We start from the raw sequence: 14,767 nt of genomic DNA on the forward strand, positions 1-14,767 counted from the left end.
CCCGGCCGAAGGCTGGGGGACTTCGGCCGGGGGTGCCCCCATCTAGATCTAGCTTCGCTCGCAGACGAAGATCGCCGTGCCCGGGATCAGGTTTCCGCGCAGCGGGGACCAGCCGCCCCACTCCTGCGTGTTCCACGCCGGCCACTGCGGCTCGACGAGGTCCACCAGGCGGAAACCGCCGGCCACGATGTCGCGCACCCGGTCACCGACCGTCCTGTGGTGCTCCACATATACGGCGCGGCCCTCGTCGTCCTGCTCCACGTAAGGGGTGCGGTCGAAGTAGGAGGCCGCCACGGACAGGCCCTCCGGGCCCGGCTCGTCCGGGAACGCCCAGCGGACCGGATGCGTCACCGAGAACACGAACCGGCCGCCGGGCCGCAGCACCCGGTGCACGTCCCGGAGCACCCGCACGGGATCGGCGACAAACGGAAGCGCGCCGTACGCCGAGCAGGCCAGGTCGAACGAGCCGTCCGCGAACGGCAGCGCGCCCGCGTCCGCCTCCACCAGCGGCACCGCGCCGCCGTCGATGCGCAGGGCGTGCTGGAGCTGCCGGTGGGAGAGGTCGAGGGCGACGGGGTGCGCGCCCTGCGCGGCGAGCCAGCGCGAGCACTGCGCCGCGCCCGCGCCGATCTCCAGGATCACCTTGTCCTTCAGGTCCTCCGACGGGCCGAGCAGCTCGGCCTCCACCTCGTCGAGACCCTCGGGCCCCCACACGAAGCGGTCGTCCCCGAGGAACGTGCCGTGCTCGACCTGATAGTCGTCCGCGTTCCTGTCCCACCAGCCACGATTGGCACGGGAACTCTCCGTGACGTCGGCGTCGCGCCGGGTGGCTTCGGGCTCGAACGGTTCGGGCTCTTGGATGATGGGCTCCCTAGTCGTACTCTTCCGTTCAACCCGTCGCGGCAGAGTGCCGAGCGGCCCATGTGGCCTCGTGCGACAGGTTTTGCGCCGGGTATGCGAAGTTCGCCCCGGGTGTGCGTGTTCGCGCATTGACCCTGTCCGGCTGCCCCCGTATGCTACAAGTTGCGCTGCGAGCCTGCGCTCCTCAGACATAGCAGGCTGCGCTCGCATCTGTATGTATGTCCCCTCGGTTATCGAGGCGCTCCCTTCGGGAGTGGCGCTTCCTGAGCTGTCCGGCCTTCTGCAGTGCGATCACGGGCTCCCGGCGTAGCAGTACCTACGACTTCAATGTCCGTACCGGAGCCCTTACCCACATGACGAGCAGCACCGAGACCACCGCCACCACTCCGCAGGTTGCGGTCAACGACATCGGTGACGAGGAAGCATTCCTCGCCGCGATCGACGAGACGATCAAGTACTTCAACGACGGTGACATCGTCGATGGCGTCATCGTCAAGGTAGACCGGGACGAGGTTCTCCTCGACATCGGTTACAAGACCGAAGGCGTGATCCCGAGCCGCGAGCTCTCGATCAAGCACGATGTCGACCCGAACGAGGTCGTCAAGGTCGGCGACGAGATCGAGGCCCTGGTTCTCCAGAAGGAGGACAAGGAAGGCCGTCTCATCCTGTCCAAGAAGCGTGCGCAGTACGAGCGCGCCTGGGGCACGATCGAGAAGATCAAGGAAGAAGACGGCATCGTCACCGGTACCGTCATCGAGGTCGTCAAGGGTGGACTCATCCTCGACATCGGCCTCCGTGGCTTCCTGCCGGCCTCCCTCGTCGAGATGCGCCGTGTCCGCGACCTCCAGCCCTACGTGGGCAAGGAGCTCGAGGCCAAGATCATCGAGCTGGACAAGAACCGCAACAACGTGGTCCTGTCCCGCCGTGCCTGGCTCGAGCAGACCCAGTCCGAGGTCCGCCAGACGTTCCTCACGACCCTCCAGAAGGGTCAGGTCCGCTCCGGCGTCGTTTCCTCGATCGTCAACTTCGGTGCCTTCGTGGACCTGGGTGGCGTCGACGGTCTCGTGCACGTCTCCGAGCTGTCCTGGAAGCACATCGACCACCCGTCCGAGGTTGTCGAGGTCGGCCAGGAAGTCACCGTCGAGGTCCTCGACGTCGACATGGACCGCGAGCGTGTCTCCCTGTCGCTGAAGGCGACGCAGGAAGACCCGTGGCAGCAGTTCGCCCGTACGCACCAGATCGGCCAGGTCGTCCCCGGCAAGGTCACGAAGCTGGTTCCGTTCGGTGCGTTCGTCCGCGTGGACGAGGGCATCGAGGGTCTGGTCCACATCTCCGAGCTGGCCGAGCGCCACGTGGAGATCCCGGAGCAGGTCGTCCAGGTCAACGACGAGATCTTCGTCAAGGTCATCGACATCGACCTCGAGCGTCGCCGCATCAGCCTCTCGCTGAAGCAGGCCAACGAGGCTTTCGGTGCCGACCCGTCGACGGTCGAGTTCGACCCGACCCTGTACGGCATGGCCGCGTCGTACGACGACCAGGGCAACTACATCTACCCCGAGGGCTTCGACCCCGAGACCAACGACTGGCTCGAGGGCTTCGAGAGCCAGCGTGAGGTGTGGGAGAACCAGTACGCCGAGGCGCAGCAGCGCTTCGAGCAGCACCAGGCTCAGGTCATCAAGTCCCGCGAGGCGGACGCCCAGGCCGAGGCCGAGGGTGCTGCCGCTCCGGCCGGCGCCCCGGCTGCGTCCGGTGGCGGCGGTTCGTACTCCTCGGAGTCGGACGACAGCTCCGGCGCGCTTGCTTCGGACGAGGCGCTCGCCGCGCTCCGCGAGAAGCTGGCCGGTGGCCAGAGCTGATCTGAACCCTCCGGGGTTCGGTAGGTAGTTGAGCGGGCTCGCACCCTTTGGGTGCGGGCCCGCTTCTCTGTGTCCGCCGACGTTTCCTACGGCGTGACCGGTACGTTCGTCAGGCCCTTGCCGCCCGTCACCGTGTTGCTTGCGTACACCGTCGTCCCGCAGCTTCCGCCGGCGTTCGTCACGTTGATCGCCAGCTGCTTGTCGCCCGTCGCGCCGCGCAGGTCCGACGTGTTGGAGCGGAAGACCGTGCCGCAGCCCCAGCCGGACTGCTGGGTGTGGGTCTCGTAGCCGTTGTTCGTGGTGGCGCTGCCCTTGTTGTTCTCGACCAGGACGTCGTTGCCCTTCACGTCGACCCAGGAGTCGTCGAAGTTGGCCCCCGTCAGGCCGCTGCCGTCGAACGTGTTGCCGACGATCCGCGCGCCCGTCGTGCCCTCCTTGATGTCGACGTTCTCGCCGCCGACGTCCGGGCCGATCGTGTTGCCGGTGATCTGGATGCGGTCGCTCTTGTCCGAGGTTCCGCCGGCCGTGCCGACGTAGACGCCCTCGCCCATGCCGCGGCCGTCGTTGCCGGTGTCGTAGATCCGCGAGTTCTTGATCGTCCCGTCCGTGCTGGAGTTGCGGAAGTGGACGCCCTCCATGTCGAGCCCGTGGACGGTGACCGTGTCGACGACGACGCCCTTCGCCGAGTCGATCATGATGCCCTTCTGGCCGCCGGTGACGGTGATGCCCTGGACCGTCCAGTACGAGGCGCCGTTCAGATGCAGGCCGTAGCCGCCGCCCGCGGTGAGGACCGCCTTCGCGGAGCCGGTCAAGGTGATGCGCGAGCCGGAACTCGCGGCGATCGACGTCTTGAAGTTGCCCGTGTACGTGCCGTCGGCGAGATGGATCGTGTCGCCGGGCGCGGCCGCCGTGAGCGCCGACTTGAGCTGGGCCGCGGTGGAGACCTCGATGACCTGAGCGGCTCCGGCGGCGGGCGTCGCGAGGGCCGTGGCGGCTCCGGCGACGAGCACGGAGGCGGTCAGGGCGGGCAGGAGTGCGGAACGCATGCGCATGTGGGGGGTGCCTTCCCGTCGGTTCGTGCAAAGGAGGGTTCTTGTACGTGAACTCTGGGTGCGCATATGAACGTAAGGGTGCGGCATGGCTGCGTCAAGGTCTGGACCAGGGGTGTGTGCGCGGAGGGAAACGTGGCGGATACACGAGTAACTCCCGAGCCGTAACAGGCCGTTGCCAGGATCCCCGGACCATTCAAGATCGTGAGGGGAGCCGTCAGCATGGCAGTACAGCAGCGACCGGAGACGGGCACGAGCCGCCGGGCCTTCCTGCGCAACGTAGGGGTGACCGGCGGTGCGGGCGCGATGTTTGCCACCATGGGCGCCCTCGGTCTCGCCCCCACCGCACAGGCCGCCTCCCGCGAACAGGCCTACAGCGCACCGAAGTCGGGCGACTTCACGCTCACCGGACGCGGCGCCGCCAAGGTCGTCGTCGTGGGGGGCGGCATCGCCGGGCTCGCGACGGCGTACGAACTCGGCAAGGCGGGCTACGACTGTACGGTCCTGGAGGCCAGGGACCGCACCGGCGGCCGCAACTTCACCGTGCGCGGCGGCGACAGCACCGTCGACCTGTACGGCAACCGGCAGACCGCGCGCTTCTCCCAGGGGCAGTACCTCAACGCCGGGCCCGCGCGGCTGCCGCAGTGGATGGTCACGCTCGACTACTGCCGCGAACTCGGCGTACCCGTCGAGGTGTTCACGAACACGAACGCCGACGCGTACCTCTACAACGAATCCGCCGGCATGACCGCGCCCGTGCGTTACCGCACCGCCAAGGCCGATGTGTACGGCTACGTAGCGGAGTTGCTGGCCAAGGCCACGGACAAGGGCGCCCTCGACAAGGAGCTCACCGCGTCCGACCAGGACCGCCTCATGGAGTTCCTCAAGGACTTCGGGGACCTCGGCGACAAACTCACCTACGGGGGCGGGGAGCGCCGCGGTTACACCACGGTCCCGGCCGCCACCGGGACGCCCGGCGTGCTGCTCGGCGACGTGCCATCCGCGTCGGACGTGTTCGCCAGCGGCGTCGGGCGGTACTTCTCCTTCGAGTTCGGCTTCGACCAGGCCATGCTGATGTTCCAGCCCGTGGGCGGCATGGACCAGATACCCAAAGCCCTGACGCGGGCGATCGGCGCGCACAAGGTGCGTACGGGCGCTGTCGTCAGCAGGATCACGCAGACGGCCGGTGGGGTCACCGTCACGTACACCCAGGGCGGCAGGACCCGGGCCCTCGAGGCCGACTACTGCGTCGGCGCACTGCCGCCCAACATCCTCGCCAGGATCCCGCACAACCTCGGCTCCGGCGTGCAGTCCGCCCTGGAGGCCATCACCCCGCAGTCCGCGGGCAAGATCGGCCTGGAGTACCGGTCCCGCTGGTGGGAGCTCGACCACAAGATCTACGGCGGCATCACCGAGACCGACCTCGACGTCACGCACATCTGGCACCCGTCCTACGGCTTCCACGGCGAGCGCGGTGTACTCGTCGGCTACTACAACTACGACACCGACGCCGACGCGTACGCGAAGCTCACACCGGGTGAGCGGGAGAAGCGGGCCGTGGCCGCCGGGGTGAAGATCTACGGCGAGAAGTACCGCACCGAACTCGCCACCTCCTTCTCGCACCACTGGCGCCAGACCCCGCACCTGGAAGCCGCCTGGCACGACACGCCCGGCGGCCCCGACGACCCCCGCTACAAGCCCCTCAACGAGCCCTCGGGCCGCGTCTACTTCGCGGGGGACTGGCTCAGCTACACCGACGCCTGGCAGCACGGAGCGTTCACCTCCGCGCGCCGGGCCGTCACCAAGCTCCACGCGCGCGTGCTGTCCGCCTGAGGCGAACAGCAGGTAAGGGCCCGCTGTGAAGGGGCGCGGGAGGGAATGCCCGCGCCCCACCGCACGTTCTTGACAGAGGACATGAGGAGGAGCGGTCACAGTGCTTGATCCGCAGGGTTTGTACGCATGGGAGCCGAAGGGCCTGGCCGTGGTGGACATGGCGCTCGCCCAGGAGTCGGCCGGACTGGTCATGCTCTACCACTTCGACGGATACATCGACGCAGGTGAGACCGGAGACCAGATCGTGGACCGGGTCCTCGACTCGCTGCCCCACCAGGTCGTGGCGCGGTTCGACCACGACCGGCTCGTCGACTACCGGGCCCGCCGCCCGCTGCTCACCTTCCGGCGCGACCGCTGGACGGACTACGACGTGCCCGCCCTTGAGGTGCGGCTCGTCCAGGACGCCACGGGTGCGCCCTTCCTGCTGCTCTCCGGCCCCGAGCCCGACGTCGAGTGGGAGCGTTTCGCGGCCGCCGTGAAGGAGATCGTCGAGCGGCTCGGCGTGCGCCTCGCGGTCAACTTCCACGGAATCCCGATGGGCGTCCCGCACACACGGCCCGTCGGCCTCACGCCGCACGGCAACCGGACCGAGCTCGTCCCCGGCCACCGCAGCCCCTTCGACGAGGCGCAGGTCCCCGGCAGCGCGGAGTCCCTCGTGGAGTACCGCCTCATGGAGGCCGGACACGACGTACTCGGTGTCGCCGCGCACGTCCCGCACTACATCGCGCGCTCGCCGTACCCCGACGCCGCGTTGACCGTCCTCGAAGCCATCACGGCGGCGACCGGCCTGGTACTGCCCTCGGTGGCGCACGGGCTGCGCACGGAGGCGTACCGCACGCAGACGGAGATCGACCGGCAGATCCAGGAGGGCGACGAGGAACTCGTCTCGCTCGTCCAGGGACTTGAGCACCAGTACGACGCGGCCGCGGGCGCCGAGAGCCGCGGGAACATGCTGGCCGAACCGACCGACATCCCGTCCGCCGACGAGATCGGCCTCGAGTTCGAGAAGTTCCTGGCCGAACGCGAGGGCGACGCCTAGGGGCTGTGGTCAGCCATGGGGCCCTCGCCTTAGACCGACCGGCAAATGGGGGGCGGCGTCGCGGGGCTGGGCACGCACATCTGCGGCGTTGTCGTCAATCACCATGGCTCCGCCATGCCTCAATCCTCCGCCTTGCAGCTGCACGCACCCAGCCCCGCTCCTTCACCCACCCCCCATTCGCCGGTCGGTCTAAGCTGCCCGCATGCTGAAGGTGGGTCTGACCGGCGGAATCGGCGCCGGCAAGAGCGAGGTGTCCCGGCTGCTCGTGGAGCACGGGGCCTTACTGATCGACGCGGACCGGATCGCGCGGGAGGTCGTGGAGCCCGGAACTCCCGGACTCACCGCGGTCGTCGAGGCGTTCGGGAGCGACGTGCTCGCCCCGGACGGCTCGCTGGACCGGCCCGCCCTCGGCGCGATCGTGTTCGCCGACGCGGACCGCCTCGCCGTCCTCAACTCGATCGTGCACCCGCTCGTCGGCGCCCGCTCCGCCGAACTCGAAGCCGCCGCCACCGGTGACTCCGTCGTCGTGCACGACGTACCGCTGCTCGCCGAGAACGGCCTGGCGCCGCTGTACGACGTCGTGGTCGTCGTCGACGCGAGCCCCGAGACCCAGCTCGACCGCCTCGTGCGCCTGCGCGGCATGAGCGAGGAGGACGCCCGCGCCCGCATGGCCGCCCAGGCCACCCGCGACAAGCGCCTGGGCATCGCCGACATCGTGATCGACAACGACGTACCGCTCGACGAGCTGCACCGGCGGGTCGACGCCGTCTGGGCGGACCTCGCGCAGCGGGCGGCCGCGGCCTAGAAGGGGGACGGGCGTGGTCGTACTGGCGGCGTTCACCTTCCTCGGCGGCCTGGTGGCGATCCTCGCCGGGGCGTACGGGCTGCGGCGGACCCGGCGGATCAGCGAGGCCGGACGCGTCACCCAGGCACTCGTGAAGCCCCCGCCGGCGGGTTCCGAGCGGCCCCTGCTGCAGTTCGAGACGCACGACGGCCGCGTCGTCGAGGTGCCGTCCCCCGCGCCGCCCACCCGGCGGCTGCCGCTGCCGGCGGGCGGCCTGGTCGGTATCGCGTACGACGTCGACGACCCGCGCGAGACCGTGCTCATCGGCGGCGAGCGGCCCGTCCTCGACTGGGTGTTCGTGGCCGCGGGCGTGGCGCTGGCCGTGCTCGGCGCGCTACTCGCGGTGACCGGGCGCTGAGCCTTCGACTCGGTCGGACGTACGTACGTACGTACGTCGGGGTGTTACGGGGGAGGAATAGGGCCGACAGTCCACGCCGTTGACGTGGACGACGAAGGAGGGAGACCGCTGTGCCCCACTCCAACCCGGAGACGCACGTCATCGACTTCCGCGCCGCTGAGCAACTGCTCGCGGCGCGTGACCCGCGAGGCGCGGTGAAACTGCTCGACCCGGTCATCGCGGCCCACCCCGAGAACACGGCGGCGCGGCTGCTGCGCGCCCGCGCGTTCTTCGCCGCGGCCCAACTGCGCGCGGCCGAGCTCGAGTTCACCATCGTCCTGGAGCGCGAGCCGGACAACGCGTTCGCGCACTTCGCGCTCGCCCGCACCTACCAGCGTGCCGCGCGGCCCGACCAGGCGCGGCGCCACTTCAGGCTCGCCGCGGCGCTCGATCCGCAGCCGGACTACGTGGCCGCGGCCGCTTTCGACGACGCTCCGTAAGGCGAGGCCCCCTAGGGAGTTCCAGGGCGGTCTAGGGCTTGTCGTCCGGGGGGTTGTAGGGCGGTACGTCCGGGGGATTGTAGGGCGGTACGTCGGGGCCCGGCTGGTAGTGCGGGCCCTGCCGGATGTGGCGGGTGATCACGAACAGGTCGACGGTCACGATCACCCACAGCACCCCGCACGCGAGCGCCCACCACGGGCGGTCCGTGAGGATGAACGCGACCGTGCCGAAGATCGTCCAGGCCAGACCCCAGATGCTGAGCCACAGCCGGGCGCGCAGGGCACTGCGCGCGGTCACCGGTTCACTGCCCGTACGCATCGTCACCGCCTCCGCCCGTGAAGAGGTACCCCCTCAAGGGTGCCTCTTCACGGGCGCAGGCGTCGGGTACGTCCGCACCCTCGCGCGGCGCACCGTTCCCTGAAAAGGTGAGGTGGTTTCCGGTCGGCGGAGTTCGGTCGCCGGGGTTCGGCCGGCGGAGGGGAGGACGCGTGCTGGACGGGCGGAAGAGCGGCGAGCGGCTCGCGGGATGGGTGGAGGCGCTCGACGGACAGGGGCGGGCGGAGGCGGTGATCCCCGACGCGGAGGACCTGCCCGATGTCCTCCTCGACCTCGGGGTCGCCCACGAGGACATCAACGAACTCGTCGCGCTGCGCCCCCGCGTGGCCGACGATCCCGGGGTGCGCGATCTCCTGGAGCGGGCCGTCGATGCCGTCACCCGGGACATGGGCACGGTCGGCGGAAGCCCCCGCTTCCCGTCCCCGCCCGACGGCGGCGACCTCCTCGAACGCTGCTTCTCCGTGTACGTCTACGTGGCGGCGCTGCCCGCCACGCGCGCGTACCACCGCGGTCTCGGGGTGCCGGACGACGTCTCGCGGCGCACCCTCGCCGACCTGGGGCGCCACATGGCCGTCCACCGCCGGCGGTACGGCAGTTGCGGCATTCACGCGGTCGCCTGGCTCGGCCTCCACTTCCATGGGGAGCTCTACCAACTGGGCCGGCTCCAGTACCAGCGGGCCCCGCTCGGCGGGCGCTCGGCCGGCGCGGCCGCCGCCGCGGGCCTGCCGGTGACGGCGGACGACCTGTGCATGAACCTCCATATCCCCGACTTCCGGGGCCCGCTGTCCCCGCGCGCGTGCGACCGGTCCCTCGCTCTGGCCAGGGAGTTCTTCGCGCGGCACTACCCCGGGGAGCGCTATGAAACCGCCGTCTGCCACTCCTGGCTCCTCGACGCCCAGCTGAAGGGCCTTCTGCCGAAGGACTCCAACCTGGTGCGCTTCCAGGAGCGATTCCGTACGTCCTGGGAGGACACGGAACCGGACGACGAGGGCCCGGTCGGCTTCGTCTTCGGCGATCCCCGTCTCCCCATCGGTGAACTGCCGCGCCGCACGAGCGTCGAGCGGGCCGTCGGCGACCATCTGCGGCGCGGCGGGCACTGGTACGGAGGGCATGGCTGGTTCCCGTTGCCGTGGTCGGGAACTGCCGCCTCGGGACGGCTCGTTGAAGGGGCATGAGCCTTGAGATGCGTGAGGGATACGGAGGGACGGGACCCGGCGCCATCACGCCGGACGGCTGCGCGGTCGATCTGTACGCGCGCCTGCCCGTAAGGGAAGAGCCCGACATCATCGCCGCGGCCGTGCCCGCGGGAGCGAGCATCCTCGAACTGGGCAGTGGTGTCGGCCGGATGACGCACCCCCTCATCGAACGCGGCTTCACGGTCACGGCCGTGGACGAGTCCGCCGAGATGCTGGAGCGCGTGCGCGGGGCGCGGACGATCTGCTCGCCGGTCGAGGCGTTGGACGCGGGCGGGACGTTCGACGTGGTGCTGCTCGCGTCGTTCCTCGTGCACGCCGGGGACGTGGCGGTGCGGCAGGGGATGCTCGACACGTGCCGGCGCCATGTCGCGGACGGGGGCTGCGTACTGATCCAGCGCGAGGGCCCGGACTACCACACGAACCTGCCGCGCGAGCGCGTGGACCCGAGCGGTTTCACGGTCCGCATCGTGTCCGCGGAGCCCGTCGGGGACGGGGTGAACTCGGTGCGTGCGGAGTACGAGTTCCCCGACGCGGCCTGGACGCACACGTTCCTGGCGCGGCCCCTGACGCGGGAGCAGTTCGAAGAGGCGCTCGCCCAGGCCGGGTTGAAGGTCGACCGGTACCTCACGGACGACCAGGTGTGGGTGCGGGCGGTGCCTGCATGAAGGTGCCGGGCGACCGATGAGTTGCATGGGGTGCCGCCGTCTACCTCTGTGACAGCCGGACGGCAAGGCCCGGCGCCGACTCACCGAGGAGCACCCCATGTCCGAGACCACCGCGCCCGTCACGACCGCCGCTTCCGCCGCCTCCGTCACCGCCGCCCCGGCCGCCGGCAGGGCCCGCGCCGCCCGCATCGCGCTGCGCACGCTCACGGTGCTGCTCGCGCTGTTCTACGGCGTCGCGAGCGCCCTGCCCAAGCTGATCGCGCACCCGTCGGCGGTCGAGGCGTTCGACACGATCGGGTGGGGGAGCGCGCCGATGTACATCATCGGGGCCCTCGAACTGGCCGGAGGAATCGCCCTGTTGGTGCCGGTGCTCTCCGGGGTCGCCCCGATCGCGCTGAGCGCGCTGATGGCCGGCGCGTTCGTCGTGCAGATGTCCTACTTCGACGGGGAGAACGCGGCGACGCCGCTCATCCTGATCGTCCCGCTGGCGCTCCTCGCGTGGACACGGCGCCGGAGCAACGCGGATCTGGTCCGCCTCGTCAAGCGCCGGGCATGACCCGCGCGGCCGGAGGCTGACCCCGTCGACGTACGGGGTCAGCCTTTTTCGCGTCCGTCTGCGTGATCCTGCGCCGGGGGTACGGGGCCCGCGCCGAACGTCGCGCGCAGCCGGTCCATGTCCCTGCGGTCCCGCTTCGTCGGGCGGCCCGCGCCGCGGTCGCGGATGGCCACGGGGGCGACGGCGGCGCGCGGCGGGGGCGGCGGGCTGTTGTCCACGTAGCACTCGACGGCAACCGGGGCGCCCACGCGCTTGCGGATCAGGCGCTTCACGATCACGACCCGCTCGTGCCCGCCGGCCTGCCGCACCCGCACCTCGTCGCCCACGCGCACGCTGTAGGCGGCCTTCACGCGCTCACCGTTGACCTTCACATGCCCGCCCCGGCACGCCGTCGCGCCCGCCGAGCGCGTCTTGGCCAGCCGCACGGACCAGATCCAGCTGTCGATCCGCACGCTCTCACCGGCGCCGGGACCGGCCGCCCGCGCCGCAGCCGCCGCGCTCGAAGCCGTATCCGAACCAGTACTCGAACCGATGTCCGAACCAGTACCCGAACCGGAATCCGAGGCGGTATCCGAAGCAGTATCCGAAGCCATGCCTCGACCTTAGTCCCGGATTGCCCTGATCCGGCGAGTCACCCGGACGCCACACGCCACCTCGACGAATAATCCGGACAAAACGCCATGTATCTCAAGGGCGGTCACCGGACAGCGAGGGGTATGGACGCCAGGGATGCCAGGGACCTGCAAGCCGAAGTCGACGGCCAAGGTCGGCTACGACAAGTACCTGCGCTTCATCTGGCCGCTGCTGGCCATCCTGTTCGTGCTGATCTGCGGGTTCGTGGCGGCGGGGGCGGCTTGGACGTGAGGGGTGTGCGGCGGGCCGACAGCGGTCAGCCGTAGCGGTCGGCGTCGGCGTCGGCGTTTGCGTCGGCGGTCGGCGGTCGGCGGTCGGCGGTCAGGCGTACGCCGTCAGCGGCGGGTGCGGCGGCGGGTCCGTTCGCCCGGGGTCTCGATGAACTGGAGCTCAAGGGCGGCCGGGGCCGGGGCGATCCCGGGGCCGCCCGCCTCGGCCCAGCGCAGGATCTCGTCCGTCGCGTCGTCCCCCATCGACCAGCCCACCCATGCGGGGCGCCCGCCGCGCCGTCGGCCCTCGCCCGACGGCTGAACGACCATGACGTTCGCCTGGTCGCACGGGCCCAGACAGTCCGTCACCCGTACAGCAACCCGCCCGCCGGACGAGTCGGCCGCGGCCTGCAGCCGCTCCAGCTGCCACGCGTGGTCGTAGCCGGGGTACTTCGCCGAGTTGCCGCAGCAGCAGCCCCGGCACACCACGAGGGTGCAGGGGCGGGTACGGGCGGCGCCGATCGCGATGCGGGTGGGCACGGGTCTCCTTCGTAGAATGGGTCTCCTTCGCAGGTCAGCACTGATTGTCGCCGCTGACCGTGCCCGCGCCGCACGCGGGTCCGTCACGCTTCGCCGGAGTCCTCCCCGAAGAGATGCCGCTGCGTCGACGCGAGATTCGTGGCACATGCGCGAGCGCACGCGCGCGGGCCCGCTCGGGATCGCCGGAGGCGACGGCCTGGTACAAATCCCGGTGTTCGGTGAGCAGTTGGGGACATTCCTCGTTGCGCCGGGTCAGCCGGCGCAGCACGGACAGGTGCGGGGTCGGGACTTTCGCCTGCGGCTCACGGTCGTCGCCGAGCGCACACTCCGTATCGAGATTGTGTGACACCTCGGACGCCCATACCAAGACTGTCTGGACGGAGGCTTCCCTGCCGTAACCCAGCCAATTGCCCAGGTGACCGCCGGGCCGCGGGAACCTGTACTCCGGTGACGCGCGCCGTCTTTCAAAGGATTGTGGGAGAGAAACCAACCCAACCAACCCCACCCTCTTGCACCTCAACTCCCGCTGCCACACGAACGGGTGATGGAGTGTCCGAACGCCGAATCGGTGGGGTACGGTCGGCCGCGACAACCCAAAACAGAAGACGGCCCCCGGCAGGACGGCAATCCAGGCCGAGGGCCTCACCAAGTAGAAGGCTAAGACCCTTCCCACGGCTGATCCGCAGTCTAGCGCGGCGCTGCCCGCGCACCCGGTGCTCCCCGCGCCGGAGTCCTCCACGTACGCCACCGTCACACCGACCGGTTCACGGTGGTCGGCAATCATCTCGCCCAGCATCCGCGGCTGTCCGCGGTCGCGATCGGATTCGGCGTCCACATCCAGTCGCTGCCCGACGGCGCCTCCGTCACCGTCAAGTCGCTGACGCTCCGCTTTCGCGAGGGGGAGACGACGGTTCGCCGGGCGCTCAACGAACTCCAACCGGCGGGGTACTTGGAGCGCCGCCGTGTCGCCCTCGGCGGTGGCCGCGTCGCCACGCGTACGTTCTTCTACGACCGGCCCGGTTGCACACCTACGCCTGTGCGCCCGAAGCCCGATACGCGCGCCGGCAGCCACGGTCACGTCGATCGTCCGGAGCGGCCCCGAGCCGACACCGCCCAGGCACCGGCCGCACCGCCCCTCGTACAGCCAAAAGGGCATGTCGAGTCGCCTCCACCGCAGGGCCCGGCCGGCGAGCTCCTGGCCCGGCTGCGCCTGGCCGATCCGCGGCTCCTGCTCTCCGCCCGCGATGTGCACCACCTCGCGCCCGCAGTCGATGCCTGGCTGGAACGCTCCGCCACCCCCGACCAGATCACCCGCACCCTCACCGCGGGCCTGCCACCACACCCCACCGCCATCCACCACCCGTCCCGCTTCCTGGAACATCGCCTCGCCAGCCTCCTCCCGCCCCCGCTGCCACCGGACCCGCGTCCCGCTTCCGCCGGTGCTGCCGCACTGAAAGTCGCCCCGCTCCAGACCTGCGACGGCTGCGAGCGCGCTTTCCGGTGCCACGACCCTGACGCCCGGTGCCGCGACTGCCGTCCGGCCGCGTGACCGAGGACGAGGCGGTTTCTCGGGCGCCCGTAGCGCCGAAGCCCCCTGCCGTAATGTGAGGTGAGCCGTATGCCGTCCGGTGCTGGATCCGGAGGGGGACTGCCCGAAGCAGGCAAGGAGGAGACACCTTGGCCAGCCCAGCCCACCACTCCATCCCCGTCCGTCGCGGGCACCTGCGCGAAGCCGCCGAGAAGATTGAGCAGGCAACGGGAATGCGGGTCGAGATCGTCGGTGGAAAGCTCGTGATGTCGCCCAGCCCGAGCGGCAAGCACGCGGGGATCGTCATCGACCTGCGTGATGCCGTACGCCCCGGGCTTGCCGCTGAGTACGAGGCCTACGAGAACGTCTCCGTTCCCATGCCGGACGATCCGGACGACTACGCGACCCCGGATCTGACCATTGGGCCTCGAGCGTTCAAGGAGGCGGACGGCTGGCTGCTCGAGGGGGATGCGGTGGAGCTGGCCGTCGAGGTCATCTCGCCGAGCGAGCGGCTGAAGGGCATCAACGAGAAGACCGAGTGGTACGCGGCCGCGCGCGTGTCCCGCCTGCTGCAGGTCGACCCGCGCACGGGAACGTGGACGCTGTTCACTCGCCCCGCCGAGGACGGATACCGGGGCATCATCCACGGCAAGTACGGCGAGTCCGTTCCACTGCCCGCCGACCTCGGCGGCGATCTCGCTACAGGTGGGCTGGCTGTGTACGGCACACGTCCGACTTCGAGCCATTGAGCACGTGCCACCGTTCGAGGTCGGCTATGAAATCC

General features: G+C 70.2%; 17 protein-coding genes and 1 pseudogene. 12 read left to right on the forward strand and 6 right to left on the reverse strand.

All coding sequences use genetic code 11. The features are described from left to right. Positions 1-48 precede the first annotated feature (48 nt). Positions 49-990: a class I SAM-dependent methyltransferase gene (locus OHA58_RS27385; protein WP_405482056.1), complete on the reverse strand. Its 942-nt coding sequence runs from the start codon at positions 988-990 to the stop codon at positions 49-51. A 224-nt stretch (positions 991-1,214) separates the two neighbouring features. On the opposite strand from OHA58_RS27385, the gene rpsA reads away from it, so the two are divergent. Then, entirely contained in the window at positions 1,215-2,717 is a 1,503-nt protein-coding gene (rpsA, locus tag OHA58_RS27390) for a 30S ribosomal protein S1 (protein WP_405482057.1), read from the forward strand. An 86-nt stretch (positions 2,718-2,803) separates the two neighbouring features. On the opposite strand, the gene OHA58_RS27395 is transcribed toward rpsA, so the two are convergent. Continuing rightward, positions 2,804-3,769, reverse strand: a complete 966-nt coding sequence (locus OHA58_RS27395; protein ID WP_405482059.1) for a right-handed parallel beta-helix repeat-containing protein — start codon at positions 3,767-3,769, stop codon at positions 2,804-2,806. 219 nt (positions 3,770-3,988) lie between these two features. Here OHA58_RS27395 and OHA58_RS27400 point away from each other — a divergent pair, with 219 nt between their 5' ends. The 5 genes from OHA58_RS27400 (at position 3,989) to OHA58_RS27420 (ending at position 8,319) form a co-directional block, all read left to right on the forward strand. Continuing rightward, positions 3,989-5,599 carry a flavin monoamine oxidase family protein gene (locus OHA58_RS27400; protein WP_405482061.1) on the forward strand — a complete coding sequence of 537 codons (1,611 nt, stop codon included), beginning with the start codon at positions 3,989-3,991 and terminating at the stop codon, positions 5,597-5,599. Between the two features lie 100 nt (positions 5,600-5,699). Next, the gene (locus tag OHA58_RS27405; protein ID WP_405482063.1) at positions 5,700-6,638 is read left to right on the forward strand and encodes a PAC2 family protein; all 939 of its coding nucleotides are present in this window, start codon (positions 5,700-5,702) and stop codon (positions 6,636-6,638) included. A gap of 202 nt (positions 6,639-6,840) precedes the next feature. Beyond that, on the forward strand, positions 6,841-7,443 hold the full coding sequence (gene coaE / locus OHA58_RS27410; protein WP_405482064.1) for a dephospho-CoA kinase: 603 nt from the start codon (positions 6,841-6,843) through the stop codon (positions 7,441-7,443). A gap of 13 nt (positions 7,444-7,456) precedes the next feature. Beyond that, positions 7,457-7,840 (forward strand): DUF3592 domain-containing protein, encoded by a 384-nt coding sequence (locus OHA58_RS27415; protein ID WP_405482066.1) that lies wholly within the window; start codon positions 7,457-7,459, stop codon positions 7,838-7,840. 110 nt (positions 7,841-7,950) lie between these two features. After that, positions 7,951-8,319 (forward strand): tetratricopeptide repeat protein, encoded by a 369-nt coding sequence (locus OHA58_RS27420; RefSeq protein WP_116502684.1) that lies wholly within the window; start codon positions 7,951-7,953, stop codon positions 8,317-8,319. Positions 8,320-8,350: 31 nt separating this feature from the next. Here OHA58_RS27420 and OHA58_RS27425 read toward each other — a convergent pair whose 3' ends face one another. Continuing rightward, entirely contained in the window at positions 8,351-8,638 is a 288-nt protein-coding gene (locus OHA58_RS27425) for a DUF6343 family protein (RefSeq protein ID WP_405482067.1), read from the reverse strand. Between the two features lie 248 nt (positions 8,639-8,886). On the opposite strand from OHA58_RS27425, the gene OHA58_RS27430 reads away from it, so the two are divergent. From OHA58_RS27430 to OHA58_RS27440, 3 genes are all read left to right on the forward strand, one after another. Continuing rightward, on the forward strand, positions 8,887-9,831 hold the full coding sequence (locus OHA58_RS27430; RefSeq protein ID WP_405485203.1) for an acyltransferase domain-containing protein: 945 nt from the start codon (positions 8,887-8,889) through the stop codon (positions 9,829-9,831). An 8-nt stretch (positions 9,832-9,839) separates the two neighbouring features. After that, positions 9,840-10,517 carry a bifunctional 2-polyprenyl-6-hydroxyphenol methylase/3-demethylubiquinol 3-O-methyltransferase UbiG gene (locus tag OHA58_RS27435; protein ID WP_266565484.1) on the forward strand — a complete coding sequence of 226 codons (678 nt, stop codon included), beginning with the start codon at positions 9,840-9,842 and terminating at the stop codon, positions 10,515-10,517. A 97-nt stretch (positions 10,518-10,614) separates the two neighbouring features. Beyond that, entirely contained in the window at positions 10,615-11,073 is a 459-nt protein-coding gene (locus OHA58_RS27440) for a DoxX family protein (protein WP_405482069.1), read from the forward strand. A 38-nt stretch (positions 11,074-11,111) separates the two neighbouring features. On the opposite strand, the gene OHA58_RS27445 is transcribed toward OHA58_RS27440, so the two are convergent. After that, positions 11,112-11,666: an RNA-binding S4 domain-containing protein gene (locus OHA58_RS27445; RefSeq protein WP_405482070.1), complete on the reverse strand. Its 555-nt coding sequence runs from the start codon at positions 11,664-11,666 to the stop codon at positions 11,112-11,114. A gap of 136 nt (positions 11,667-11,802) precedes the next feature. On the opposite strand from OHA58_RS27445, the gene OHA58_RS27450 reads away from it, so the two are divergent. Further along, positions 11,803-11,937 carry a hypothetical protein gene (locus OHA58_RS27450; protein ID WP_405485434.1) on the forward strand — a complete coding sequence of 45 codons (135 nt, stop codon included), beginning with the start codon at positions 11,803-11,805 and terminating at the stop codon, positions 11,935-11,937. A 104-nt stretch (positions 11,938-12,041) separates the two neighbouring features. Here the strand turns inward: OHA58_RS27450 and OHA58_RS27455 are convergent, their stop codons facing one another. Then, the gene (locus tag OHA58_RS27455; RefSeq protein ID WP_405482072.1) at positions 12,042-12,455 is read right to left on the reverse strand and encodes a (2Fe-2S) ferredoxin domain-containing protein; all 414 of its coding nucleotides are present in this window, start codon (positions 12,453-12,455) and stop codon (positions 12,042-12,044) included. Positions 12,456-12,538: 83 nt separating this feature from the next. Continuing rightward, a pseudogene (locus OHA58_RS27460) lies at positions 12,539-12,720 on the reverse strand (FCD domain-containing protein); the annotation flags it as partial. Between the two features lie 504 nt (positions 12,721-13,224). Between OHA58_RS27460 and OHA58_RS27465 the strand changes: the two are divergent. Both OHA58_RS27465 and OHA58_RS27470 read left to right on the forward strand, forming a co-directional pair. Beyond that, complete coding sequence (locus tag OHA58_RS27465; RefSeq protein ID WP_405482074.1) at positions 13,225-14,004, forward strand: hypothetical protein; 780 nt, start codon at positions 13,225-13,227, stop codon at positions 14,002-14,004. 128 nt (positions 14,005-14,132) lie between these two features. Next, the gene (locus tag OHA58_RS27470; protein ID WP_405482075.1) at positions 14,133-14,732 is read left to right on the forward strand and encodes a Uma2 family endonuclease; all 600 of its coding nucleotides are present in this window, start codon (positions 14,133-14,135) and stop codon (positions 14,730-14,732) included. The last annotated feature ends 35 nt before the right edge of the window (positions 14,733-14,767 follow it).

This window comes from Streptomyces sp. NBC_00009, assembly GCF_045040855.1.
GTDB lineage: Bacteria > Actinomycetota > Actinomycetes > Streptomycetales > Streptomycetaceae > Streptomyces > Streptomyces aureus.